At 73.9% G+C, this 22,263-nt stretch carries 26 protein-coding genes and 1 tRNA gene; 7 read left to right on the top strand and 20 right to left on the bottom strand.

Annotated features, from left to right (window positions below; all coding sequences use genetic code 11):
- The first annotated feature begins 51 nt into the window (after positions 1-51).
- Positions 52-1,581 (top strand): Hsp70 family protein, encoded by a 1,530-nt coding sequence (locus tag HWY08_RS09885; RefSeq protein WP_176064702.1) that lies wholly within the window; start codon positions 52-54, stop codon positions 1,579-1,581.
- Positions 1,582-1,641: 60 nt separating this feature from the next.
- On the opposite strand, the gene HWY08_RS09880 is transcribed toward HWY08_RS09885, so the two are convergent.
- The 4 genes from HWY08_RS09880 to HWY08_RS09865 all read right to left on the bottom strand — a co-directional run bounded on the left by HWY08_RS09880 (position 1,642) and on the right by HWY08_RS09865 (position 6,546).
- Complete coding sequence (locus HWY08_RS09880; RefSeq protein WP_176064701.1) at positions 1,642-2,886, bottom strand: DUF6600 domain-containing protein; 1,245 nt, start codon at positions 2,884-2,886, stop codon at positions 1,642-1,644.
- 279 nt (positions 2,887-3,165) lie between these two features.
- Entirely contained in the window at positions 3,166-4,452 is a 1,287-nt protein-coding gene (gene clpX, locus HWY08_RS09875) for an ATP-dependent Clp protease ATP-binding subunit ClpX (RefSeq protein WP_176064700.1), read from the bottom strand.
- A gap of 211 nt (positions 4,453-4,663) precedes the next feature.
- A complete protein-coding gene (locus tag HWY08_RS09870) occupies positions 4,664-5,278 on the bottom strand; it encodes a hypothetical protein (protein ID WP_176064699.1) in 615 nt (204 codons plus the stop codon).
- Between the two features lie 383 nt (positions 5,279-5,661).
- Positions 5,662-6,546, bottom strand: a complete 885-nt coding sequence (locus HWY08_RS09865; RefSeq protein WP_176064698.1) for an AgmX/PglI C-terminal domain-containing protein — start codon at positions 6,544-6,546, stop codon at positions 5,662-5,664.
- Positions 6,547-6,603: 57 nt separating this feature from the next.
- Between HWY08_RS09865 and HWY08_RS09860 the strand changes: the two genes are divergently transcribed.
- Positions 6,604-7,437, top strand: a complete 834-nt coding sequence (locus HWY08_RS09860) for a tRNA pseudouridine synthase A (RefSeq protein ID WP_176064697.1) — start codon at positions 6,604-6,606, stop codon at positions 7,435-7,437.
- Here the strand turns inward: HWY08_RS09860 and HWY08_RS09855 are convergent.
- From HWY08_RS09855 to HWY08_RS09820, 8 genes are all read right to left on the bottom strand, one after another.
- Positions 7,421-7,639, bottom strand: coding sequence for a ribbon-helix-helix domain-containing protein (locus HWY08_RS09855; protein WP_371869316.1), 219 nt, complete (start codon positions 7,637-7,639; stop codon positions 7,421-7,423). The genes HWY08_RS09860 and HWY08_RS09855 overlap by 17 nt on opposite strands.
- A gap of 83 nt (positions 7,640-7,722) precedes the next feature.
- Positions 7,723-8,568, bottom strand: a complete 846-nt coding sequence (gene larE, locus HWY08_RS09850; RefSeq protein WP_176064696.1) for an ATP-dependent sacrificial sulfur transferase LarE — start codon at positions 8,566-8,568, stop codon at positions 7,723-7,725.
- Between the two features lie 78 nt (positions 8,569-8,646).
- The gene (gene cysC, locus HWY08_RS09845) at positions 8,647-9,372 is read right to left on the bottom strand and encodes an adenylyl-sulfate kinase (protein ID WP_176064695.1); all 726 of its coding nucleotides are present in this window, start codon (positions 9,370-9,372) and stop codon (positions 8,647-8,649) included.
- A 102-nt stretch (positions 9,373-9,474) separates the two neighbouring features.
- On the bottom strand, positions 9,475-9,885 hold the full coding sequence (locus tag HWY08_RS09840) for a M67 family metallopeptidase (protein ID WP_255499655.1): 411 nt from the start codon (positions 9,883-9,885) through the stop codon (positions 9,475-9,477).
- A 14-nt stretch (positions 9,886-9,899) separates the two neighbouring features.
- Positions 9,900-10,589 carry a HesA/MoeB/ThiF family protein gene (locus HWY08_RS09835; RefSeq protein ID WP_176064694.1) on the bottom strand — a complete coding sequence of 230 codons (690 nt, stop codon included), beginning with the start codon at positions 10,587-10,589 and terminating at the stop codon, positions 9,900-9,902.
- Between the two features lie 24 nt (positions 10,590-10,613).
- Positions 10,614-10,889: a sulfurtransferase TusA family protein gene (locus HWY08_RS09830; protein WP_176064693.1), complete on the bottom strand. Its 276-nt coding sequence runs from the start codon at positions 10,887-10,889 to the stop codon at positions 10,614-10,616.
- On the bottom strand, positions 10,886-11,626 hold the full coding sequence (locus tag HWY08_RS09825; RefSeq protein WP_176064692.1) for a HesA/MoeB/ThiF family protein: 741 nt from the start codon (positions 11,624-11,626) through the stop codon (positions 10,886-10,888). The genes HWY08_RS09830 and HWY08_RS09825 overlap by 4 nt, the downstream gene beginning before the upstream one ends.
- 73 nt (positions 11,627-11,699) lie before the next feature.
- Entirely contained in the window at positions 11,700-12,071 is a 372-nt protein-coding gene (locus HWY08_RS09820; RefSeq protein ID WP_176064691.1) for a DsrE family protein, read from the bottom strand.
- Between the two features lie 181 nt (positions 12,072-12,252).
- Here HWY08_RS09820 and HWY08_RS09815 point away from each other — a divergent pair, with 181 nt between their 5' ends.
- Positions 12,253-13,575 carry an inositol-3-phosphate synthase gene (locus tag HWY08_RS09815; RefSeq protein ID WP_255499645.1) on the top strand — a complete coding sequence of 441 codons (1,323 nt, stop codon included), beginning with the start codon at positions 12,253-12,255 and terminating at the stop codon, positions 13,573-13,575.
- A gap of 784 nt (positions 13,576-14,359) precedes the next feature.
- Positions 14,360-14,686: a ferredoxin FdxA gene (gene fdxA, locus HWY08_RS09810; RefSeq protein WP_176064690.1), complete on the top strand. Its 327-nt coding sequence runs from the start codon at positions 14,360-14,362 to the stop codon at positions 14,684-14,686.
- Positions 14,687-14,793: 107 nt separating this feature from the next.
- Here fdxA and HWY08_RS09805 read toward each other — a convergent pair whose 3' ends face one another.
- On the bottom strand, positions 14,794-15,000 hold the full coding sequence (locus HWY08_RS09805) for a hypothetical protein (RefSeq protein WP_176064689.1): 207 nt from the start codon (positions 14,998-15,000) through the stop codon (positions 14,794-14,796).
- Positions 15,001-15,094: 94 nt separating this feature from the next.
- Here HWY08_RS09805 and HWY08_RS09800 point away from each other — a divergent pair.
- Positions 15,095-15,176 (top strand) — tRNA-Leu (locus HWY08_RS09800).
- An 82-nt stretch (positions 15,177-15,258) separates the two neighbouring features.
- On the opposite strand, the gene secG is transcribed toward HWY08_RS09800, so the two are convergent.
- From secG to HWY08_RS09775, 5 genes are all read right to left on the bottom strand, one after another.
- On the bottom strand, positions 15,259-15,621 hold the full coding sequence (gene secG, locus HWY08_RS09795) for a preprotein translocase subunit SecG (protein WP_176064688.1): 363 nt from the start codon (positions 15,619-15,621) through the stop codon (positions 15,259-15,261).
- On the bottom strand, positions 15,618-16,385 hold the full coding sequence (gene tpiA / locus HWY08_RS09790) for a triose-phosphate isomerase (RefSeq protein WP_176064687.1): 768 nt from the start codon (positions 16,383-16,385) through the stop codon (positions 15,618-15,620). The genes secG and tpiA overlap by 4 nt, the downstream gene beginning before the upstream one ends.
- A gap of 2 nt (positions 16,386-16,387) precedes the next feature.
- A complete protein-coding gene (locus HWY08_RS09785; protein WP_176064686.1) occupies positions 16,388-17,578 on the bottom strand; it encodes a phosphoglycerate kinase in 1,191 nt (396 codons plus the stop codon).
- A gap of 8 nt (positions 17,579-17,586) precedes the next feature.
- Complete coding sequence (gene gap, locus HWY08_RS09780; RefSeq protein WP_176064685.1) at positions 17,587-18,588, bottom strand: type I glyceraldehyde-3-phosphate dehydrogenase; 1,002 nt, start codon at positions 18,586-18,588, stop codon at positions 17,587-17,589.
- Between the two features lie 161 nt (positions 18,589-18,749).
- Entirely contained in the window at positions 18,750-18,956 is a 207-nt protein-coding gene (locus tag HWY08_RS09775) for a hypothetical protein (RefSeq protein WP_235969550.1), read from the bottom strand.
- Between the two features lie 277 nt (positions 18,957-19,233).
- Between HWY08_RS09775 and HWY08_RS09770 the strand changes: the two genes are divergently transcribed.
- Both HWY08_RS09770 and HWY08_RS09765 read left to right on the top strand, forming a co-directional pair.
- Positions 19,234-20,826 (top strand): NAD(P)/FAD-dependent oxidoreductase, encoded by a 1,593-nt coding sequence (locus HWY08_RS09770; RefSeq protein ID WP_176064684.1) that lies wholly within the window; start codon positions 19,234-19,236, stop codon positions 20,824-20,826.
- On the top strand, positions 20,823-21,107 hold the full coding sequence (locus HWY08_RS09765; RefSeq protein WP_176064683.1) for a DUF4339 domain-containing protein: 285 nt from the start codon (positions 20,823-20,825) through the stop codon (positions 21,105-21,107). Before HWY08_RS09770 ends, HWY08_RS09765 begins: the two co-directional genes overlap by 4 nt.
- A 41-nt stretch (positions 21,108-21,148) precedes the next feature.
- On the opposite strand, the gene HWY08_RS09760 is transcribed toward HWY08_RS09765, so the two are convergent.
- Together HWY08_RS09760 and HWY08_RS09755 are read right to left on the bottom strand one after the other, a co-directional pair.
- Positions 21,149-21,511 (bottom strand): cupin domain-containing protein, encoded by a 363-nt coding sequence (locus tag HWY08_RS09760; protein ID WP_176064682.1) that lies wholly within the window; start codon positions 21,509-21,511, stop codon positions 21,149-21,151.
- Positions 21,512-21,528: 17 nt separating this feature from the next.
- A complete protein-coding gene (locus tag HWY08_RS09755; protein ID WP_176064681.1) occupies positions 21,529-22,221 on the bottom strand; it encodes an SPOR domain-containing protein in 693 nt (230 codons plus the stop codon).
- Positions 22,222-22,263: the final 42 nt, after the last annotated feature.

The following is a 22,263-nucleotide window of genomic DNA, read 5'->3' as shown; positions in this document are numbered from 1 at the left end:
GCCCCGCCGGCGCCTCCCGGTTCCCGCCGTACCCGTAGTACCCTCTCGCCCGTGGCGAAGCTCTCCCCCGACACGATCGTCGGGATCGACCTCGGAACGACCAACTCGTGCGCGGCCGTCGCCACCGGCGACGGCCAGGTGCGGCTCGTGCCCTACAAGGGCGGCGAGTTCACCATCCCCTCCATCTTCGCCATCGACGACAAGGGCCACGAGCTCATCGGGCACGAGGCGAAGCGGCAGTGGCAGCTCAACCCGCGCAACACCCTGTACGCCACGAAGCGCCTCATCGGCCGCTCGCCCAAGGACGACGTGGTGGACACCGTGCAGCGCTCGGTCCAGTACCGGCTGCACGGCGGGGCCCACAACGACGTCGAGCTCGACTGCCACGGCCGCACCTTCCAGGTGCAGGACGTGGCGGCCAAGCTGCTGGCCAAGATCCGCGACGTCGCCTCGGACCACCTCGGGTTCAAGGTCCGCCGGGCGGTGGTGACGGTGCCGGCCTACTTCACCGACCGGCAGCGGCAGGCGGTGAAGGAGGCCGGGCGGCTGGTCGAGCTGGAGGTGGTGCGCATCATCAACGAGCCCACCGCCGCCGCCCTCGCCTACGGGGCCGGCAAGAAGCTGCAGGAGCGGGTGCTGGTCTACGACCTGGGCGGCGGGACCTTCGACGTCTCGATCATCGAGATCCGCGACCGGGTCTTCGAGGTGAAGGCGACCGGCGGCGACATCTTCCTGGGCGGCCTCGACTTCGACGACGCCATCATCCGCCACGTCCTCGACGGCTTCCGCGAGAAGCACGGGATAGACCTGAGCGGCGACCCGGTCGCCATGCAGCGGGTGCGCGACCTGGCCGAGCGGACCAAGATCGACCTCTCGGTCCGCACCGAGGCGCCCTTCTCCATCCCCTTCATCACCATGACGCCGCAGGGGCAGCCGCTGAACCTCGAGGCGCGCTTCTCGCGCGAGCTGCTCGAGGAGCTGACCCGCGGGCTGGTGCAGCGGACGCTCGACCTGGTCGAGCAGGTGATGGCCGACGCCGGCGTCGAGCCCAAGGACATCGACGAGGTGATGCTGGTGGGCGGGCAGACGCGCATGCCGCTCGTGCAGCAGACGCTCACCCATTACTTCAAGAAGCCGCCCTCCAAGGCCGTCCACCCCGACGAGGCGGTCGCCATCGGCGCCGCGCTCTACGGCTGGTCGCTGCAGGAGAGCTCGGACCTCAAGCTGCAGCTCCTGGACGTGATCCCGATGGCGATCGGGCTCGAGGCGGCCGGCGGGGCCATGCACGTGGTGCTGCCGCGGAACGCCCCCATCCCCAACGCCAAGGCGCTCGCCGCCACCAGCTCGCTCGACGACCAGAGCGAGCTCATGCTGCGCATCTTCCAGGGGGATCACGCCGAGGTGGCGGCGAACGAGCTCCTGGGCGAGTTCACCTTCCGCGGCGTCCGCCCGGCGCCGGCCGGCGCGGTCCGCCTGGAGGTGCTGTTCGAGGTGAACGTCGAGGGCATCCTGACCGTCAGCGCGAGCGACCTCGACACCGGCAAGCAGATGAAGCGCACCCTCCGGGTGACGCAGAGCTGAGCCGGCGGCTCCTCGCTCCGCCGACGGAGCCGAGGAGCCGCGATCGTGTCGGCCGTCGCGCTAGCGGCGGTGCGGGGCCGGGGCGGCCACGTGCCCGCCGCCGCCACCGCCACCGCCGTGCGGGGCGACCCCTCCGCCGCGCGGAGCGCCGCCGCCCTGGAGCTGCGGGGCCGCGCGCGGGGCGAATCCGCCGCCGCCCTGGGGGCGCATCCCGCCGCCGGGCGCCGGCGCGTACTGGCGCGGCGAGGGCGCGTACTGCCGCGGGGCCGGGCTGTACTGCCGCGGGGCGGGCGTGTACTGGCGCGGCGCCGGCGCGTACTGCCGCGGCGCGGACGGCGCCTGGGTGGCCCCACCCCGCCACGCGCCAGACGGGCGCGGCGCCGCACGGCCGGGCGCGATCGCCGCGGAGGACGGGCTGCCCCAGGGGCGAGAGGGCGCGATGGCGGTGGGCCGCCCGGCCGGCGCGGGGCGCACGTCGGGGCGGTAGATGGAGACGACCCCGCCGCGAGACGGCGCCGCCGCCGCGACCGGCGAGCCGACCGGCTGCAGCCGCACCGGCGCGATGGCGTGGCCGACGCTCCGCTCGACGAAGGGCCGGGCCGGACCGCCCCAGGCCGGGGCCACCGCGCCGTAGACCGAGGCGCGCGGCGGCGCGGGCTGCGTCCCGCGGAAGATGTTCCGGACGTAACCGCCGGTGTAGGCGACCGAGTAGACCGGCACGCCCGCGAAGCGGTTGCACGGGACGAAGCTCCACCACGAGTACGCGAAGGGGTAGCTCGACACGTACACCGAGAACCCCGGCGCCAGCGGCGCCCACCCGACGTACTCGGGGCCGTAGCGCCAGGTCACCCACGCGGGCGCCCACTGGTAGCCCGGCGCCCAGACCCAGCCGTAGGACGGGTCGTACGCCCAGCGGCCGTAGTGGTAGGTGGCCCAGCCCCACGACTCCTCGGAGTCCCAGAGCCAGCCCTCGTCCGTCCACTGCCAGCGGCCGTAGTAGTAGGGGCGCCAGCCCGCCGCGACGTGGGTGGGGCGCCACACGCGGCCGTAGGCGCCGGCGTTCACCCACTCGCCGTACGGCGCGAGCCCGTCCCGGAACGTGTCGAAGGTCACGCCCGCTCCGGCGGCGCCCATGTCGACGTTGACGTCCACCCGCGCGCCCCCGTCGTCCGGCGGCGGCGCCTCCGGCTCGTAGCTGTCGTCCCACGCCTGGCCGTACTCGTCCTGGTCGGCGTAGCCATCGTCCTGCGCCAGGGCCGGCAGGGCCAGGGCGAGTCCGAGCGCGATCGCGAGATGGCGGGTCATGGTCCGGTTCCTCCGAGGCACCCGAGAGACGTCCGAGCGGAGCCTCCTGTTCAACGGGAGGTATAGCAAGGGGGGTGCCGGGCTGGAACCGCCGTGATCACGGGCGCTTTCCGAGGAGCGCCGCCGTGACGGGGGGACACAGTGTGGCGGCGCGCCGGGGAGGACCGGGCAGGCGGGCGGGCGCCGCGGGTGGGCATCCCAGGCGGGCGGTTCCTGTGCTGATGCGGCGGTTCCTGGAGGCGGGCGGGTGCCTGCGCGGCCGCTGACGCGGCCTTGCTGTCAAGCGAGCTTCTTCTCCTTCTCGAAGGAGAGGAGCGGCGGCTCCTTGTTCAGGATGACGCCCTCCGTGATCTTGCACTCCTTCACGCCCTCCCGGTACGGGACGTCGTACATGATGTCGAGCATCGCCTGCTCGAGGATGGCGCGCAGGCCGCGGGCGCCGGACTTGCGCCGCATCGCCTCGCGGGCGCAGGCGCGCAGCGCCTCGCGGGTGAAGGAGAGCTTCACCTTCTCCATGTCGAAGAGCTTCACGTACTGCTTCGTGAGCGCGTTCTTCGGCTGGGTGAGGATGGTGACGAGGTCCTCCTCGCCGAGGTCGGAGAGCGTCGCCACGATGGGCACGCGCCCGACGAACTCGGGGATCATCCCGAACTTGACCAGGTCGGCCGGCTCGACCTTCGCGAGCAGCTCGCCGAGGGAGTACTCCTCCTTGCGCTCGATGCGCGCCCCGAAGCCGAGCCCGCGCACGCCCACCCGCCGGCGGATGGCCTGCTCGATGCCGCAGAACGCCCCGCCCACGATGAAGAGGACGTTGGAGGTGTCGACCTGGATGTACTCCTGCTGGTTGTACTTCTTGCCGCCGCGCGGGGTGACGTTGGCGCGCGTGCCCTCGATGATCTTGAGCAGCGCCTGCTGGACGCCCTCCCCGCCGACGTCGCGCGTGGGCGACGGGGTGTCGCCCTTGCGGGCGATCTTGTCGATCTCGTCGATGTAGACGATGCCGCGGGCGGCCTTCTCCACGTCGTAGTCGGCGTTGTGGAGCAGGTTCTGGATGATGTTCTCGACGTCCTCGCCCACGTAGCCGGCCTCGGTGAGGCTGGTCGCGTCGGCGATGGTGAAGGGCACGTTGAGGAAGCGCGCCAGCGACTGCGCCAGCAGCGTCTTGCCGGAGCCGGTGGGGCCGATGAGCAGGATGTTCGACTTCTGCAGCTCGACGTCCTCGGCGCCGGCGCGGGTCTGGCCGGGCCGGGCCGGGCGGGCCGGCTTCTTCGAGTAGACGCGCTTGTAGTGGTTGTAGACCGCGACCGAGAGGACCTTCTTGGCGCGGTCCTGGCCGACCACGTAGTCGTCGAGGAAGGTCTTGATCTCGGCGGGCGTCGGCAGCGAGACGGCTGGGCGGCCCTCGTCGCGCTCCGCCTCCTCCGCGATGATGTCGTTGCAGAGGCGGATGCACTCGTCGCAGATGTAGACCGTCGGGCCCGCGATGAGCTTGCGCACCTCGCGCTGACCCTTCCCGCAGAAGGAGCAGCTCAGATTTCCATGGTGATGCTGCTCTTTGCGGCTCACGCGTCCCTCGCAGGTGCGGATCTTACACCAAGACCGGCGCGCTCCAAGCCGGCGCCCGGAGCGAATATAGCCAGGGTCTCGCGGAGCCGCCCGCCAGGGCGGCTCACACCCGCCCCGCAGCGGTCATCCCGCCCGCGTGAGCTGCGTCAAAGCGCGCTACGGCGCGCCGCGTCGGCGGCCAGTCCGGCGCGCGAGCGAGCGGCTCGCGGCGTCAGCCTTCGACCAGCTCGTCGAGGTCCTCGGCCAGCGCGCGGGCGCGCTCGGCCACGGCGCCCGGCACGCCCTCCTCGGCGCCGCACGCGGCGGCCAGCCGGTGCGCCAGCGCCGCGAGCTTCCGCAGCCGCTCGGGCTCGGCGGGCGGCTCCGGCCGGGGCGCGGGTCCGTAGCGCTCGCTCAGCTGCCGGTTCAAGGCGGCCGGCGTCGGCGGGCGCTCCAGGATCTCCTCGCGCAGCTCTCCCCACCCGTCCGCGGGGAGCCGCCCCGCAGCCTCGGCGCGCGAGAGCACCTCGATGACCTCGAACGACGGCGCGGGCCGCGGCGCGGCGCCGCGCACCAGCGCCGGCTCGTGCCGCTCCATGAAGCCGAAGCTGGCGGTGAGCTTGTCGGCGGTCTGCTTCCGGATGAAGAGCTCCTTCGCGCAGTACGCCTCGAAGCTGGCGTAGCCCCACTCCCGCCAGTGCGCGTCCCGCTTCACCTCGGAGAGCATCCGCCCCAGCTCCACCCAGGACGACTTGAAGCGGCGCGCGCTCTCGAGCACGGTGCGGCGCAGCGAGCCCTCGGGCAGATCTTCCAGGCGCTCCTGGAGCTTCTCGGCGGTGGCGGTCACGGCGACGTTGTAGCGGGATCCCCTGACAGGCGAGCCGCGGCGAACCCGCCTGTCGTCCGCGAAGCGAAGCGAGCCGCCCGCGCGAGCGGGGCGGAGGGGTGGCCCTCCGCCGGAGCGCAGGCCCGACCTGCGGAAGATCCGCGTCCGATGGACCATGCGCTGCACCGCCGGTGCCGCGCCGGCGCGCGAGCCGCCGGTGTCCTCGCGGCGCGGCACGATGCGGTGCAAGCCGCCGAGCGTTTCTGAACCGCCCGCCGTAGCAACCCGGCAGGTCGTTGGCCGAGCACCGCCGGAGGGCCACCCCGCAGCCCCGCTCGCAGCCGCTCCTAGGGCGGCTGGCGGCGCGGCTCGCGGCGCGGCGAGGGGACCTCGGGAACCGCGTGCTAGAGCGGCGAGATCCGGAAGGAGAGCGACACCACCGGCCGCTGCCCCGGGAAGCGGTCGAAGCTCCACTCCCGCAGCCGCGCGAAGAGGCACTCGCGCAGCGGGCCCGACTTGAAGCGCGGCTCGTCGATCCAGAGCGCCGCCACCCGCCCGTCGTTCCCGACCGCGAACTCGATGGGGATGTCCCCGGCGAACTCGGGGGAGCGCTTCGCCTCGTCCCGCAGGCACGGCGCGAGCGAGCCCTGCTGGCGCGCCACCACGGCCTGGATCCGGCGCGGGTCGTACTGCGCCATGACGAGGTCACCGCCCTCGGCCGAGCCGGTGGCCGCGCCCGGCCGCGCGCCGCGCGCGGCGGCGGCGGCGTGAGGCTTCGGGGCCGCGCTGGCGCCGGCCGGCGCGCCGGCGGGCAGGTCGGGGATGGCGATCTCGTCGTCGGCCGCGCTCGAGCGCGCGCCGTTGCCGACGCGCGCGGAGGTGATGGCGATGCCGTCGCCCAGGTCGTCGAGCAGCGCGCTGCGCCGCTCCCACCGCCGCGTGGCGAGGAGGAACGCGCCCACTCCCACCAGCGTGACGAGGAGGAGGATCACCACCGCGAGCGCCGAGCCCTGCAGCGCCGTGCGGCGCCGCGCGAGCCGCGCCGCGCCGGTCACCTCGGCCTCGACCCGGGCGCGCGCCTCCGCCTTGCGCAGGTGGACGAGGAACCCCGGCACCTCGGACGCGGGCCGCCAGGCCCCATCCTCGTTCGCCACCAGGGTGCCCGGGCCGACGCGTCCCTCGAGGAGCAGCTCCACGAGCCGCGCCTCCGGGATGGGGCCGAAGACCTGGACGCCGTCCTTGAAGAGCCACTCGCGGGTGGCGGCCTGCGTGTCGAGAGCGTCGTTCATCGTGGGAAAGGTTCGCGCTGGAAGGGCGCGGCGGAAGCGTGCTCAAGTTAGCACGCGATGGAAAAGCGCCGCTACGCGCTGCGCCTCGCCTACGAAGGCGACGCCTTCCGCGGCTGGCAGCGCCAACCTGGGATGATCACGGTGCAAGGGTGCCTGCAGGAGGCGCTCTCCCACCTCGCGGGCGAGGTGCGCCTCGACGCGGCCGCCCGCACCGACGCCGGCGTCCACGCGCTCGACCAGGTGGTGACCTTCAGCGCCCGCGCGGCGCTCGACCCGGCGCGCCTCCGCGCCGAGGTGAATGCGCGCACGCCGGGCGGGCTCACCTGCCTCGAGGCGGCGGTCGCGCCGCCGGGATTCCACGCGCGCGCCTCCGCCCGGAGTCGCACCTACGTCTACCTGGTCGGCTGGCCGCCGCCGCCGGAGCTGGCGCGCTTCGCCTGGGCGCTGCCCGACGCGCGGGCCTTCCCGGACAGGCCGGCGCAGCGGCTCGACCCGGCGCGGGCGGCCGACGCGCTGGCGAGGGCCGTGGGCGAGCACGACTTCGCCGGGCTGGCGCGGCCGGGGGAGCAGACCGCGCGGCGCGATCGCGACCCGCGCGCGACGGTGCGGACGGTGACCCGGGCGGAGGTGGTGACCGCGGCGGAGCGGCCGCTCGCCGCCTTCGTGGTCGAGGGGCACGGCTTCCTGCGGGCGATGGTCCGCAACCTGGTCGGGATGGCGGTCGCGGCGGGGGTGGGCGCCGAGCGGCCGGAACGCGTCTCCCAGCTGCTGGCCGCGCCCTCCGTCCGCTACCGGGGGGTGCGGGCGCCAGGCTGGGGGCTCACGCTCGTACGGGTCGCGTACCCGCGGAGCCCCTTCCAGCCGGGCGCGGCCTTCACCGCGCCGCGCTGATGCCCTGGACGTTGCGGTACTTCGCGAGGAGGTCGGCCACCGCCTCGCGCAGGTAGTCCGACTGGCGGATGCGCGTCGTCCGGGCCAGCTCGCGGAGCTGGTCGGCCAGCGGGGGCGGGAGCCGGATCAGCATCGGCTCCAGCCGGGAGGTGGTGAGGGCTTCGTTCGACTCGATCGGGTTCGTGGGGGCGTGCAGGTCCATGTAGGCTCTCTCCTTCTTTGGATCACCTTTGCCCACACGCTACCAGCCGATAGCCTCCTGTCAAAAAAAGGGCTCTTGACTCGCTAGCCGAGCACCGGGAGCGCGACGCCGGCGAGCTCGTTCATCCGCCCGGAGCGGAACGGCTCGAGGTCGAGCACCGCCAGCTTGAACCCCGCCTCGCGCACGGCGCGGGCCAGCTCGGCCCGGCGCGCGAAGGCGTGCTCCTGCTCGTCGGCGGCCACCTCGACGCGCCCGATCTCGCCGTGGAAGCGGACGCGGAAGCTGCGGAGGCCGAGCGCGCGCAGCGCCGCCTCCGCGCGCTCCACCTGCGAGAGCCGCTCCGCCGTCACCGCCGTGCCGTAGGGCAGGCGCGAGGCGAGGCAGGCCATCTGCGGCTTGTCCCAGGTCGGCAGCCCGTACGCCTCGCTCCAGGCGCGCACCTCGTCCTTGGTGAGCCCCGCCTCCGCCAGCGGCGAGCGCACCTCCCGCTCCTCGGCGGCGCGGTGGCCCGGGCGGTGGTCGCGGCGATCGTCGGCGTTGAAGCCGTCCAGCACGGCCGGGAGCTGCTCGCGGCGGGCGGCCTCCTCGCACAGCCGGTAGAGCTCGCTCTTGCACCAGAAGCAGCGGTCGGTGCCGTTCGCGGCGTAGCGCGGGTCGTCGAGCTCGTGGCTCGTCACCTCGAGGTGCCGCGCGCCGAGCCGGCGCGCCAGCGCGCGCGCGTCCTCGCGCTCGGCCTGGGGCACGCTGGGCGAGTGGGCGGTGAGCGCGACCGCGCCGTCGCCCAGGACCTCGCGGGCGACGGCCAGCACGAACGTGGAGTCCACCCCGGCGGAGAAGGCGACGACCGCGCCCCCCAGGCCGGAGAGCGACGACTTCATCTGGCGCAGCTTGTCCTCGGACGCGCGCCGGACCTCTTCGAGCGATGACATGGCGGGCGCAATCTAACCGAGCCGGGGCGCGCGGCAAACCGCCGCTCGCCCCGCCTGCCGGATCGCGGCGCCCCGGGGCTACCGCTTGCGCTGCCGCCGCGGAGCGGGGGCGCGGGCGGCCGCCTTCTTCGTGGCCTGGCGGGCGCTGGGACGGCCGGCGGCCTTGGGCCGGGCGCGGGGCTTGCCAGCTCCCTGGCCGGCGGCCTTGCCCCGCCCCGCCGGGCGCGCGCGCTTCGGGCGCTGCCCGCCGGTGAGGCGCCCGAACTCCGCGGGCGCGAGGTACTTGAGGTCCACCAGCGCCTGGAAGATGCGGAGCGCCGCGGCCTCCGTGCGCTCCTGGTCCGAGTGGACCGTGACCTCGGCGTGGCTGGGCGGCTCGTAGGGGTCGTCCACCCCGGGCACGTTCTTCACCTCGCCCGCCATCGCCTTCTTGTAGATGGGGTCGCGCCCGAGGAGCGCCTCCATCGGGCAGTCGACGAAGACCTCGACGAAGCGCCGGGACTCGCGGCGCAGCGCCTCGCGCGGCTCGCGGTAAGGGGACAGGGCCGCGCAGACCGCCACCACCCCGTTGCGGGCCAGCATCTTCGCCACGTGCCCCACCCGCTTCACGGCCAGGTCGCGGTCGTCCTTGCTCGGGCCGAGGCCGGCGGTGAGCAGCTCGGCGCGGTCGTCCGCATCGACGAGCTCGGCGCGACGGCCGATGAGGGACAGCCGCTGGTGCACGAAGCGGGCGAGCGAGCTCTTGCCCGTCCCGTTCATGCCGGTGATCCACAGGATGAATCCGGTCTGCGCCTGCGGGTCCATGCCGTCCTCCGGGCGACGTCTGGCTGCTCGCCGGCCTGCTGCGAGGGTTCCAGTATAACGGCAGGCTCCCCTTTTCGGCCAGGAAACGGCCGCCCGGCCCGTTCACGCACAGTTCGGCTCGGGCGCGCCGGCGGGCACCAGCGCCCCCTGGACCGCGCGATATCGCCGCACCTCGGCCGCCCGGCCGGCCCGCACCGAGACGATGACGTGCTCGACGCCCGGCCACAGGGGCACCCCGTCCCCGAAGGCCCCGGCCACGTCGCTCGGCGAGGGGATCGCGGGGGCGTCGAGGTGCGAGTGGAAAATGGCCAGCACCTCGCCCCCCTCGGCGGCCAGCCGCTGGAGGAGCCTCAGCTCCTCCGCGGGGTCGAGCTCGAACGCCGCGGCCGCCCGGTCCGGCGCCGCGACGTTCGCGACCTCGAGGACCTCCACCGCGCCGGCGCCCCGCCGCACCACGAACCCGCACACCTCCCGGCCGGGCTGCCCCTCGGCGAGGCGCGCCACCTCGGCCAGCGCCGCGGGCGGGATCAGACTCCCCGCCCCTGCCCGCAGGCGCAGCCCGGGAGGCGCGCGGTGGCGCGCGCCTGCGGCTGCCCCAGCACCAGGTCGAGGCGGCGCCCCGTCCGCGCCGGGGCGAGCCCGGTGAGGATGAGCAGGAGCTCCGCCGCCCCCAGCGCGCCCAGGGCCGCGGCGACGCCGGCCCGCGGGAGGGCGCCGGTGCCGGGCCGGGAGCCGCAGGAGTAGCAGGGCGCGCCCACCGGCACCGAGACCACCTCGCCGCCGTCCCCATCGGCGAGCGCCACCACGTGCGGCAGCCCGGCGGTGCGGGCGCGCTCGGCGGCCTCGCGCGCCAGCCCGAGCGACGGGGCGCAGACGAGCACCGCCGTCGGATCGGCCCCGGTGGCGTACGGGCGGACCCGCGCCCAGGGCGCCAGCTCGCGCAGCGCGGCCATGGCCGTGAAGAGGCGCGGCTCGCCCACCTGGTCGGCGCGGTAGAGCCAGGCCGCGGGGTCCTCCGCCGCCACGTCGAGCGCGTCGTCCACGAAGAGCGCGCCGACACCCGCCTGCGCCAGGTAGACGAGGGCGGGGCCGGCCAGCTCGCCCGCGCCGACCACGTGGACCCGGGCGGCCCGCAGGAACTCCTGGGCCGTGGCGTTGAAGCCGGGGAGGATGAGCTGCCGGGCGTAGCGCGCCAGCTCGTCGTCGGACAGGGACAAGGGTCTAGCCTCCAGCGAGGTCGCTCACGGGGTCCACGCGTCGCGCGGCGGCGGTTCGCCCTTCACCAGCAGGAGCCGCCAGGCGCCCTCCCCCGCCTCCGGGCACGGCTCGCGCGCGACGACGCGGTGCCCCTCCTCCTCGGCGGTGCGCGGGACGCTCTCGAGCGGCTCGCCGGCGAGGAGGAGCACCTCGACCGCCTCGCCCACCGCCACGCGCGAGAGCGCGAGGTGGGTGCGGACCCAGGTGAGCGGGCAGGCCACGTCCCGCACGTCCACCCGCGCCGCGGCGGGAGCGCTCACGCCTCGCCCCCGCGCGGCGTGCGGTCGATCTCGAGGTGCTGGGCCGCGGCGGCGGCGCGGGCGCGGCAGGCCGGGCACCCCTCGCGCCGCCGCACCGGGACCGTCCGCGATCGCGCGGCGCGCGCCTCGTACACGAGGAGCCGCCCCGCGTAGCTGCCGCGGTCCCCCGAGAGCACGCGCACCGCCTCGGCGCCCATGAGCGAGCCGGCGAAGCCGGCCAGCGGCCCGAGCACGCCGGCCTCGGCGCAGCTCGGGACGGCGCCCTCGGGCGGCGGCGCCTCGAAGAGGCAGCGCAGGCACCCCGTCTCCCCGGGCAGCACGGTGAGGAGCTGGAGCGTGTACCGGAGCACCCCGCCGTGGACGAGGGGCTTGCCGGCGGCGACGGCCGCGTCGCTGGCGAGGAACTTGGTGGGGAAGTTGTCCGAGCCGTCGACCACCACGTCGGCGGCGCGCGCCAGCTCGAACGCGCTCGCGTCGTCGAAGCGCCGGTCGTGCGGCTCCACCTGGACGCCCGGGAAGAGCCGCCCGAGTCGGCGCGCGGCCACCTCCGCCTTGCGCGCCCCGACGTCGGCCGCGCCGAAGAGCGGCTGCCGGTGGAGGTTCGAGGGGTCGACCGCGTCGTCGTCCACCAGGACGAGCCGCCCGACCCCGGCGCTCGCCAGCGCCAGCAGCGCCGGGCCGCCCAGCCCGCCGGCCCCGATCACCAGCGCCCGCTTGTCGGCCAAGGTCGTGCTCATCGACGCCTTCATAGAGGAGGTGGTGGCGCCGGGGCAACCCCGTTCGTCGCCGCGGCGGCGCGCCGCCGGCCCCCTACACGGTCAGTGCGCGGCCCTGCTGCGCCAGGCGCCACAGCGCCGGCAGGCTCACCACCGCGTCGAGCGGCGGGACCGCGCTCGCCGGGTCGAGGCCGGCCAGCCTGAGGGCGGTCTCGCAGGCCACCACCCGCACCCCCAGGTCGCGCCGGGCCTCGGCCAGGGTGGCGTCGAGCGGGGGCACGCGGGCGGCCCGCGCGGCCTCGGGGGCGCCGTCGCCGAACTGGCCCCGGGCGAAGGCCGAGAGGGCCCCCCCAAAGAGCGCCAGGTGCACCTCGTCGCCCAGCGCCGCGGCCGTGATGGCGAGCGAGATCGCGTGGTGCCGCGCCTCCCATTCCGGCGCCCGGAGGAAGAGGACGAGCGCTCTCATGCCGCCTGCGCCATCCCGCCACCCGTTCGATGCTTGGATCCCATGGTCGAGGAAGTGTACCCTGCCGAGCCGGCGCGCGCCGGAACCCCACCCGTCGCATCGGTCCCCTCGCTCTGCAGGCCGGATCGCGGGTGAGGCCGCCGCGCATGTCTGCGCCACAGCGCGCGAGGAGAACACACACGTGAAGCCCACGAACAAGCCCACCATCGCCCCCGCCAAGGGACGCCTCGCGCTGCTCACGCCGGGGATGGGCGCGGTCGCCACCACCCTCTTCGCCGGCGTCGAGGCGGTGAAGCGCGGCCTCGCCGAGCCCATCGGCTCCGTCACGCAGATGGGCCGCATCCGGCTCGGCAAGCGGAACGAGAACCGCTCGCCGCTCATCAAGGAGCTGGTGCCCATCGCCGCGCTGGAGGACATCCGCTTCGGCGGCTGGGACGTCTTCCCGGACGACGCCTACGCCTCGGCCACGCACGCGCAGGTCCTCGAGCAGGACCTGCTCGATCAGCTCAAGGAGCCGCTCCAGGCCATCAAGCCCATGGAGGCGGTCTTCGCGCCCGAGTACGTGAAGCGGCTCCACGGCACGCACGTGAAGAAGGCGCCCACCAAGCGCGAGCTCGGCGAGCAGCTGCGCGCCGACATCCGCCGCTTCATGAAGGACAACGGCTGCGACCGCGCGGTCATGCTGTGGTGCGCCTCGACCGAGGTCTACATCGAGCCCTCGGCCGTCCACGGCGACCTGGCGAGCTTCGAGAAGGGCCTCCAGGACAACGACCCGGCCATCGCGCCCTCGATGATCTACGCCTGGGCGGCGCTGAAGGAGGGCGTGCCGTTCGCGAACGGCGCCCCGAACCTCACCATCGACACCCCGGCCCTCCTGCAGCTCGCGAAGGAGCAGGGCGTGCCGGTGATGGGCAAGGACTTCAAGACCGGCCAGACGCTCATGAAGACGACCATCGCGCCCATGCTGAAGGCGCGCATGCTCGGCCTCGAGGGCTGGTTCTCGACCAACATCCTCGGCAACCGCGACGGCGAGGTGCTGGACGACCCGGGCAGCTTCAAGACCAAGGAGGTCTCGAAGCTCTCGGTCCTCGAGCACATCCTGCAGCCGAAGCTCTACCCGGAGCTCTACGGCCACTTCGACCACAAGGTCACCATCCACTACTACCCGCCGCGGCGCGACAACAAGGAAGGCTGGGACGCGATCGACATCAAGGGGTGGCTCGGCTACCCGATGCAGATCAAGGTCAACTTCCAGTGCCGCGACTCCATCCTCGCGGCGCCGGTGGCGCTCGACATCGCCCTCTTCATCGACCTGGCGGCGCGCTCGGGGATGAAGGGCATCCAGGAGTGGATGTCGTTCTTCTTCAAGAGCCCGCAGCACGCCGAGGGGCTCTACCCGGAGCACGACCTCTTCATCCAGCAGACGAAGCTCAAGAACACGCTCCGCCACCTGGCCGGCGAGGAGCTCGTGACGCACCTCGGGCTCGACTACTACGAGGACTGAGGTCCGCGATCCCTGAGGTGGTACTCCCGCCGCCGGCCTCCCTGGGGCCGGCGGCGGTGCTCTTTCGGACGCCCGCGGGGTACTCCTTCGCGGGGTTGCCGGGGGTCGGCGGCGGGGTGGCCCTCCGGCGGTGCTCGGCGACGACCTGCCGGATTGCTACGGCCGCCGGTTCAGAAACGCTCGGCGGCTTGCACCGCAACGTGCCGCGCCGCGGAGGCGCGGGAAAAACGCGCGCGGCGCGGCACCGGCGGTGCAGCGCCTGTTCACCGAGCGTGCTCTTCCGCAGGTCGGCCTGCGCTCCGGCGGAGGGCCACCCCGCCGCCTCCCGGCGTCGCTCCGCGAGCGGGCTGGCGGCGAGCGCGAACACGCCGCGCGGTGGGGCGCGAAGCGGCGCGCGGCGAAGGCCGCCTCCGCAGCGCCGCCCACGTGGCCCGTGGCCGCCACGCCGCGCCCTGTGTGCCGTGTCGGCCGGCGAAACTGTCTGAGCGAGCGCGGCGTTCAGTTCGTGCACCCGCCACCGCGCGAGCGAGTTTTTCGCCGGCCGTCCCGGGTCACGCGTCGCGCGGCGTGGCCCCGAGCTACACGCGCGGCGCGAGGACCACGCGGCCGGAGCCGTGCGCCGCTTCGCGCCCCCCCTCGGACACGCCGGCGCGTATCGCCACGTACCGCGTCGTGCCCCGGCGCGCGCGGGCCGGGCGAACCGCCGAGCCGAAGGGGTCTGCCCGGAGTCACGCTTGCGCAGCCCGGCGCGGCCATTATCCATGCGCGAAAGGAGCGTTCCCTCATGCCCTACGTCGTCGCGGCGCCCTGCATCAAGTGCAAGTACACGGACTGTGTCGAGGTCTGCCCCGTCGACTGCTTCTACGAGGGGCCCAACTTCCTCGTCATCCACCCCGACGAGTGCATCGACTGCGGCGCCTGCGAGCCGGCCTGCCCGACCAAGGCCATCTTCCCCGAGGAGAGCCTCCCCGAGCGCTGGACGGAGTACGTCGCCCTCAACGCCTCGCTCTCCAAGACCTGGCCCAACATCACGGAGAAGAAGGACCCGCTCCCCACCGCGGACGAGTGGAAGGACAAGGAGAAGACGCGGGACATGCTCGAGGGCGGGTAGCGGGTCCCCGGCGTCCGGCGGCGCCTCGGCGGGGCCGCGGGAAGGCCTCTGGAGACCTCCCGGGCCCGCTGGAGGGCCTCGGGGCCCCCGGCGCCGCCCGCGGCCGCCTAGGCGGCTGCGCGGGGCAGCTGGATGAGCTGCACGCCCTCGGCGGAGCGGGCCAGGCCCAGCTCGCTGACGAGGTGGCAGGTGAAGCACACACCATGTGCGCGCCCCGGGCTGAAGCGGGCGGCGAGGGGTCCGCCGCAGCCCACGCAGGCGCCCGGCAGGTCCAGATCGCGAGTCGTCGTCTCCTCCTGAAGCTCCGTGTTCATGTGAGATGGGTAACGCACGCCGGAGAAGTGGCAAGCACGCGCAACGCCTCCTTGCGCCCCAGACGGCCGTTTGCTAGATAAGCCCCGCCGAAACGCCCAGGTGGTGGAACTGGTAGACACACCATCTTGAGGGGGTGGCGCCGTAAGGCGTGCGAGTTCGAATCTCGCCCTGGGCACTCGAGAAGCAGCAACGAAAAAGGGACCCGGCGACGGGTCCCTTTTCTTTTGGAGGCGCTGCGGCGGGGGACGAGCCCCCGCCTACTTCGCGGGCGCGGGCGCCGGGCTCTGCGGAGCGCTCGTCTGGCCGAGCGGCGGAGGCGCCGGGACGTTCGTCTCGCCGGTCGGGCCGGCCGGCCGCGCCGGGGCGGCGAAGTCGGGCTTCACGACCGAGCTGGTGTGGGAGGCGTGGTAGGCGAGCGTGAGCGAGGTGATCATGAAGATCGCCGCGCAGGCGCTCGTCACCTTGCCGAGGAAGGTCTGCGCGCCGCGGCCGCCGAAGACCGTCTGCGAGCCGCCACCGAAGGCCGCGCCCATGCCGCCGCCCTTCCCGGCCTGCAGCAAGATCACGAGGATGAGGACGACGCAGACGATGACGTGGACGACGGTGACGAGGGTGATCAACGGAGTGCACCTTTCACGATGTTCGAGAAATCGGGCGCCTTGAGGCTCGCGCCCCCGACGAGCGCGCCGTCGACGTCGGGCTGCGCCATGAGCTCGGCGGCGTTGTCCGGCTTGACGGAACCGCCGTACTGGATGCGAACTTCCTCCGCCGCCGCGCCGAAGAGCTGGCGGAGGAGCTGACGCGCCGCGGCGTGGACCTCCTGCGCCTGGGCGGTGGTGGCGGTCTTGCCGGTGCCGATGGCCCACACCGGCTCGTAGGCGAGCGTGAGCCGCGCCACGTCGGCCGCCGCCAGCCCCTCGAGCGCGCCGCGCACCTGGCGCGACACGACCTCGAGCGTCCGGCCCGCCTCGCGCTCCTGCAAGGTCTCGCCGACGCAGACGATGGGGAGGAGCCCGGCCCGGAGCAGCGCGGCCGCCTTCTTGCGCACCCCCTCGTCGGTCTCGCCGAAGAGCTGCCGGCGCTCGCTGTGCCCGACGATGCAGTGCTTCACCCCGAGGTCGGCCAGCATCGGCACGGAGACCTCCCCGGTGAAGGCGCCCTGCGGCTCGAAGTGGCAGTTCTGGGCCGCCAGCTCCACCGGCGTCCCGCGCAGCGCCTCCGCGGCCGCGGCGAGCGCGGTGAACGGGGGCGCCACCGCCACCTGGACCTTCCCGGCCGCGCCCTGGAGGAGCGGCGCGAGGGCGCGCACGAGCTCGCGCGCCTCGCCGGTCGTCTTGAACATCTTCCAGTTGCCGCAGACGAACTTCTGCCGGGGCGTCGCCATCGCTAGCTCTCCAGCACCTGGATGCCGGGGAGGACGCGCCCCTCGACGAACTCGAGGCTGGCGCCGCCGCCGGTGGAGACGTGCTTCATCTTCGGGACCAGCCCGGCCTCCTCGACCGCCGCCGCGCTGTCGCCGCCGCCCACCACCGTCACCGCCGGCGACTCGGCCATGGCGCGGGCGACGCCGAACGTGCCCTCCGCCCACGGCTTCTGCTCGAAGAGGCCCATGGGGCCGTTCCAGAAGACGGTCTTGGCGGAGAGCACGCGCTGCCGGTACCGGTCGAGCGTCTTCGGGCCGATGTCGAGGCCGATGAGGCCGTCCGGGATGGCCCGGTCGTTCACCACCTCGCGCTTCGCGGTCGCGGTGGCCTCGGCGCCGCAGACGTGGTCCACCGGCAGCATGAAGTCCACCCCGCGCGCCTTCGCCTTCTCGAGGATGGCGCGGGCGAGGTCGAGCTTGTCCTCCTCGACCTTGCTCTTCCCGACCGGCACGCCCTCGGCCTTGAGGAAGGTGTAGGCCATGGCGCCGCCGATGCAGACCGCGTCGGCCTTGGCGAGCAGGTTCTCGAGCACCTTGATCTTGTCGGAGACCTTGGCGCCGCCCAGGATGGCGACGAACGGCTTCTCCGGGCGCAGGAGCGCCTTGCCCAGGTACTCGACCTCCTTCTGGATGAGGTACCCGGCCGCCTTCTCCTTCACGAACTTCGCCATGCCGGCGGTGGAGGCGTGGGCGCGGTGGGCGGTGCCGAACGCGTCGTTCACCCACACGTCGGCGAGGCTCGCCAGCTCCTTCGCGAACCCCTCGTCGTTCGCCTCCTCCTCGGGGTGGAAGCGCAGGTTCTCGAGCAGGAGCACCTGCCCGTCCTTGAGCTCCTTGACGAGCTTCTTCACCCCGTCGCCGATGCAGTCGTCGGCGAACACGATCTCCTGGTCGAGCAGCTCTTGCAGCCGCTCGGCCACCGGGAGCAGCGTGTACTTCTTCTTGTCCTCGGGCTTGCCCTTCGGCCGCCCGAGGTGCGAGGCCAGGATGACCTTCGCCCGCTGCTCCACCGCGCGGCGGATGGTGGGCAGGGCGGCGCGGATGCGCCGGTCGTCCGAGACCTTCCCGGCTTCGTCGAGCGGGACGTTGAAGTCGACGCGGATGAAGACGCGCTTCCCGGCGAGCTGGAGCGCGTCGAGGGTCCTGAGCGCCATGGCCGGCCTCACTTGGTGAGGTACTTGGCGACGTCGACCATCCGGTTCGAGAAGCCCCACTCGTTGTCGTACCAGGCGAAGACCTTCGCGAACGTCCCGTCGATGACGAACGTGCTCGTCGCGTCGAAGATCGAGGAGTGCGGGTTGCCGTTGTAGTCGACGGAGACGGTCGGCTCGTCCGAGTACTGCAGCACGCCCTTGAGCGGCCCGCGGGCCGCCGCCTGGAAGGCCGCGTTGATGCTCTCGGCGGTCACCGGCTTCTCGGTTTCGACGGTGAGGTCCACCAGCGAGACGTTGGGCGTCGGGACGCGGACGGCGGTGCCGTGGAGCTTCCCCTTGAGCTGCGGGATCACCTCGGCCACCGCCTTGGCGGCGCCGGTGGTGGAGGGGATCATCGACAGGGCGGCGGCGCGGGCCCGGCGCAGGTCCTTGTGCGGCAGGTCGAGCAGGTTCTGGTCGTTGGTGTAGCTGTGGATGGTGGTCATGAGGCCGCGCTTGATGCCGAAGCTCTCGAGCAGGACCTTGGCCACCGGGGTGAGGCAGTTGGTGGTGCAGGAGGCGTTCGAGATGACCTTGTGCTTCGCGCGGTCGAGCTGCTCGTGGTTGATGCCGTAGGCGACCGTGATGTCGACGTTCTTGCCAGGGGCCGAGATGAGCACGCGCGGGGCGCCGGCGGCGAGGTGCGCCTCGGCCTTGGCCCGCTCGGTGAAGAGTCCGGTGCACTCGAGGACGAGGTCCACCTTGTTGGCGCCGTGCGGCAGCTCACCCGGGTTCTTCACCGCGGTGACCTGGATCTCCTTGCCGTTGACCACGATGCCCTTCTCGGTCGCCTTCACCTCGGCGTCGAGGACGCCGTGGACCGAGTCGTACTTGAGCAGGTGGGCGAGCGTCTTCGTGTCGGTGAGGTCGTTGATGGAGACGAACTCGAGGTCCTTCTCCCCCCGCTCCAGCGCGGCGCGTACGATGCAGCGCCCGATGCGACCGAAGCCGTTGATAGCGATCCGCGCCATGGACGAATCCCTCCCGGAACCGTGTGTGTGGGGTGAGCGAAGCCGCGCGTAACCTACTTGCACCGCCCGCCGCAGTCAACGGAAACCCGGACGGAAAAAATGAAGAACGGCGCCGCTTTCGGCGCCGTCCGGGCTGGCACGACTCGGGAGGAGGTGCGCGGTTATGCCGTCGCGCGCAGCTCGTCCCCGACGGCCGGCACCTGCGCCGCGCCGTTCGCCTCGCGCAGGTCCTGGGTCACGAGGTCGATGAGCTCGGTGGAGAGCCCCAGGATCTGGTTGGCGGTGTAGCCGTTGCCGCGCAGCTCCTTGAACAGCGACTTCGCGAGGATCTTCGTGGCCTTGTTGTCCAGCATCGAGGGGACCATCATGGCTTCGCTCCAAAAACCGTCAGGGCGTGGCCCCAGCGACGGCGACGAGGTGGTACGGTGTCTCTGGAACCCCCTTGAGCAAGGGACGGGCCAGCCCGCGTAACGCATTACGTCATCCAGAATTCCGGGCCCTTATAGGATATCGACCCCTCCCGTCTCCCAGACCGACCGCGAACCGCGCTTCGCACCGCCCACCGCCAGAGCAGCCGCATCGCGTAGACACCTTCGCAGCCTGACCGGGTTCGTCGCCCCGCCCCGCCCCGCCCCCCTCGCCGCCATGCGCTACCGCGTCGTCAACATTCCCCTCTGGCTCGACGAGGACGAGGCGCTGCTCGTCTCCCGCGCCGCCGAGAAGCTCGGCGTCGGGCGCGGCGCGCTGCGCGACGTGGCCGTGCTCCGCCGCTCGCTCGACGCCCGGAAGAAGGGCCACCCGCGCTGGCTCGTGAACCTCGAGGTGTCGCTGGAAGGCGAGCTGGCGGGCGCGCGCCCGGACGTCTCGCCAGCCCCGGCGCCCGAGCCCGAGCCCGGCCCGGTGCGCGCGCCCGAGCTGCCGCCGGTCATCCTGGGCGCCGGGCCCGCCGGGCTCTTCTGCGCCCACGCGCTGCTCGCGCGCGGCGTGCGCTCGATCGTGGTCGACCGCGGGAAGCGCGTCGAGCCGCGCCGGCTCGACGTGACCCGGCTCATGCGCAGCGGCGAGCTCGATCCCGAGTCGAACATGAGCTTCGGCGAGGGCGGCGCCGGCGCCTACACCGACGGCAAGCTGGGGACGCGCATCCACCACCCGGCGGTGCGGCGGGTGGTGGAGCTCTTCGCGCACTACGGCGGCGTGTCCCGCATCCTGGCGGAGGGGAAGCCGCACGTCGGCTCCGACCTGCTGCCCGGGGCCGTCTCGGCCATGCGCGCCGAGCTGGAGGCGGGCGGCTGCGAGTTCCACTGGAACGCCCGGGCGGTCGACCTCGAGCTGCGCGAGGGGCGCGTGCGCGGGCTCGTGCTCGCCGACGGCCGCACCCTCCCCTGCGACCGGCTGGTGCTCGCGCCGGGGAACAGCGCCCGCGAGCTGTTCGAGCTCTTCGCCGCGCGCGGCTGGCCCATCGAGGCGAAGCCGTTCGCGGTCGGCTTCCGCGCCGAGCACCCCCAGGCGCTCATCGACCAGATCCAGTACGGCGCCGCGGCCGGCCGGCCCGGCCTCCCGCCCGCCGACTACAAGCTCGCCGACAACCCGCGCGTCGAGGGCCAGGCGCGCGGCGTCTTCTCGTTCTGCATGTGCCCGGGCGGCGTGGTGGTGCCGACCCCCACCGAGCCCGGCCTCCAGTGCACCAACGGGATGTCGAACTCGCACCGCAGCTCCCGCCTGGCCAACGCGGGCGTGGTGGCCGCGGTGAGCCCGGCCGACTTCGAGGCCGAGGGCTTCCACGGGCCGCTGGCGGGCCTCGCCTGGCAGCGCAAGTGGGAGGCGCGCGCCTACGCGCTGGGCGGCGGAGGGTACCGGGCTCCCGCGCAGCGCATCGCCGACTACGTGGCGGGCCGGCCCGGCCAGCCGCCCGGGAGGTCGTCCTACCCGCCCGGCCTGGTCCACGCCGACCTGGCGACGCTCTACCCGCCCCAGGTCCAGGCCGCCCTGCGCGACGGCCTGCGCGCCTTCGAGCGGCGGATGCGCGGCTACCTCACCGGCGAGGCGGTCCTCATCGGCGTCGAGTCGCGCACCAGCTCCCCCTGCCGCCTCGTCCGCGGCGAGGACTACCAGGCCCCGGGCCTGGGCGGCGTCTACCCCGCCGGCGAGGGCGCCGGCTACGCGGGCGGCATCGTCTCCTCGGCGGTGGACGGGCTGCGCGCGGCGGAGGCCATCTGCGCGGAGCTGGGCCCGGCATGACCCCGCGGGCGCCGGCGCGCTACGTCATCAGGAACCGGCAGGGCGAGGAGCTCGTGTGCCCGAGCCTCGCAGACCTGCACGCGCTCTATGCCCAGGGCTTCCTGTCCGACGACGACCTGGTGCGGCAGGAGGGGGCGGAGCGCTGGACGCCGGCCGGGCGCATGCCGGCCTTGCACGGCGTCCGCGACCGGCGCGCCGATCCGCGCCGGATGCTGGTGGTGCTGGCGGCGGCGATGATCCTCGCGCTCGCGCTGGCGCTGCTCGCGCGCGGGCTGCGCTGAGCGCGGCGGGGGACGAGCCCCCTCCCTACCTCGGCCGCGTTCTACCCCGCCCGCCCGTAGGAGTCCTCGAGCCGCACGACGTCCTCGACCTCCGGGGTGGAGGCCTCGAGGATGTCGCAGTCGGTGACGGCGATCATCCGGTGCTTGGTGCCGGGCTTCACGCGGTAGCTCTCGCCGGGCGAGAGCCGGTGCTCGGTGAGCCCCGAGCCGTCCTCGTCGAGCACCAGGGTGAGCTGGCCGCTCCAGAGGTGGATCGTCTCGTCCTTCTTCCGGTGGTACTGGAGCGAGAGCTGGTGGCCTGCCTTCACGTGGAGCAGCTTGCCGACGTAGCGGTCGGTCTGGGCCCACCACAGCTCGTGGCCCCACGGCTTCTCGACGCGCTTGGGCTGGTCGAAGGTCTTCATGCCGACAAGCTAACCCGTCACCGCGACGCGGTCACCACCAGGCCGCGGACGCCGGCGCGGGCGAGCTCGGGCAGCGCCTTCCGGGCCAGCTCCTGCGTGGGGTAGGAGCCGAGCTGGACGCGGTACCAGCGGCCCTTCCCGGGGACGTCCGCCGCGACGACGCGGGGGTCCTTGCCGGCGAGGCGCGCCGCGAAGCGCTCCGCGTCGGCGCGGCTGGCGGACGAGGCCACCTGGATGGTGAAGGCGCCGGGAGGCGCGGCGGGTGGGGAAGCCCTCTCCGCGCCGGCGCGCGGCGAAGGAGGCGACGCGCCCGGCTGCTTCGGGCTCGCGGCCGCCGCGGTCGCGGTCGCCGCCGAGGTCGAGGTCGGGATCGAGGTCGGGGTCGAGGTCGAGGTCGGGGTCGAGGTCGGGGTCGGGGTCGGGACCAGCTTCGCCGGCGCGAGCGGCATCGCCTTCTCGACCGGCCGGGTGTCGGTCAGCACCTGCGGCGCCTTGAGCACCGGCGGCGCCTCGTCGCGCATCGCCGGCAGGTCGTCGAGGTGGTCGAGGGCAGCGCGGGTCGCCACCGGCGTCGCCGGCGCCACCGCCGCGGCCTGGCGGCCGACCGACACGCCGAGCAGGAACGCCCCGCCCAGCATCGCCAGCGCCACCGCGAGCAGCGCGGCCGCGCGCGTGGCGCCGAGCGCGAGCCCCGAACGCTGTCGCCGCACGCGGCTGTTCTCGCGCATCCCTGGAGCTCCCTCGCCGCGACG

The sequence above is a fragment of the Anaeromyxobacter diazotrophicus genome, assembly GCF_013340205.1.
Lineage (GTDB): Bacteria > Myxococcota > Myxococcia > Myxococcales > Anaeromyxobacteraceae > Anaeromyxobacter_A > Anaeromyxobacter_A diazotrophicus.
Note: the sequence above shows the minus strand (reverse complement) of the source record. Positions and strands in the feature narration are given on the sequence as shown.

Coding starts and splice junctions, on each gene's coding strand:
- HWY08_RS09880 (WP_176064701.1), bottom strand. CDS start 2,886: ATGACCCGCCATCTCGCGATCGCGCTCGGACTCGCCCTGGCCCTGCCG.
- HWY08_RS09865 (WP_176064698.1), bottom strand. CDS start 6,546: ATGAACGACGCTCTCGACACGCAGGCCGCCACCCGCGAGTGGCTCTTC.
- HWY08_RS09860 (WP_176064697.1), top strand. CDS start 6,604: ATGGAAAAGCGCCGCTACGCGCTGCGCCTCGCCTACGAAGGCGACGCC.
- HWY08_RS09855 (WP_371869316.1), bottom strand. CDS start 7,639: ATGGACCTGCACGCCCCCACGAACCCGATCGAGTCGAACGAAGCCCTC.
- larE (WP_176064696.1), bottom strand. CDS start 8,568: ATGTCATCGCTCGAAGAGGTCCGGCGCGCGTCCGAGGACAAGCTGCGC.
- cysC (WP_176064695.1), bottom strand. CDS start 9,372: ATGGACCCGCAGGCGCAGACCGGATTCATCCTGTGGATCACCGGCATG.
- HWY08_RS09825 (WP_176064692.1), bottom strand. CDS start 11,626: ATGAGCACGACCTTGGCCGACAAGCGGGCGCTGGTGATCGGGGCCGGC.
- HWY08_RS09820 (WP_176064691.1), bottom strand. CDS start 12,071: ATGAGAGCGCTCGTCCTCTTCCTCCGGGCGCCGGAATGGGAGGCGCGG.
- fdxA (WP_176064690.1), top strand. CDS start 14,360: ATGCCCTACGTCGTCGCGGCGCCCTGCATCAAGTGCAAGTACACGGAC.
- HWY08_RS09805 (WP_176064689.1), bottom strand. CDS start 15,000: ATGAACACGGAGCTTCAGGAGGAGACGACGACTCGCGATCTGGACCTG.
- tpiA (WP_176064687.1), bottom strand. CDS start 16,385: ATGGCGACGCCCCGGCAGAAGTTCGTCTGCGGCAACTGGAAGATGTTC.
- HWY08_RS09785 (WP_176064686.1), bottom strand. CDS start 17,578: ATGGCGCTCAGGACCCTCGACGCGCTCCAGCTCGCCGGGAAGCGCGTC.
- gap (WP_176064685.1), bottom strand. CDS start 18,588: ATGGCGCGGATCGCTATCAACGGCTTCGGTCGCATCGGGCGCTGCATC.
- HWY08_RS09775 (WP_235969550.1), bottom strand. CDS start 18,956: ATGATGGTCCCCTCGATGCTGGACAACAAGGCCACGAAGATCCTCGCG.
- HWY08_RS09770 (WP_176064684.1), top strand. CDS start 19,234: ATGCGCTACCGCGTCGTCAACATTCCCCTCTGGCTCGACGAGGACGAG.
- HWY08_RS09765 (WP_176064683.1), top strand. CDS start 20,823: ATGACCCCGCGGGCGCCGGCGCGCTACGTCATCAGGAACCGGCAGGGC.
- HWY08_RS09760 (WP_176064682.1), bottom strand. CDS start 21,511: ATGAAGACCTTCGACCAGCCCAAGCGCGTCGAGAAGCCGTGGGGCCAC.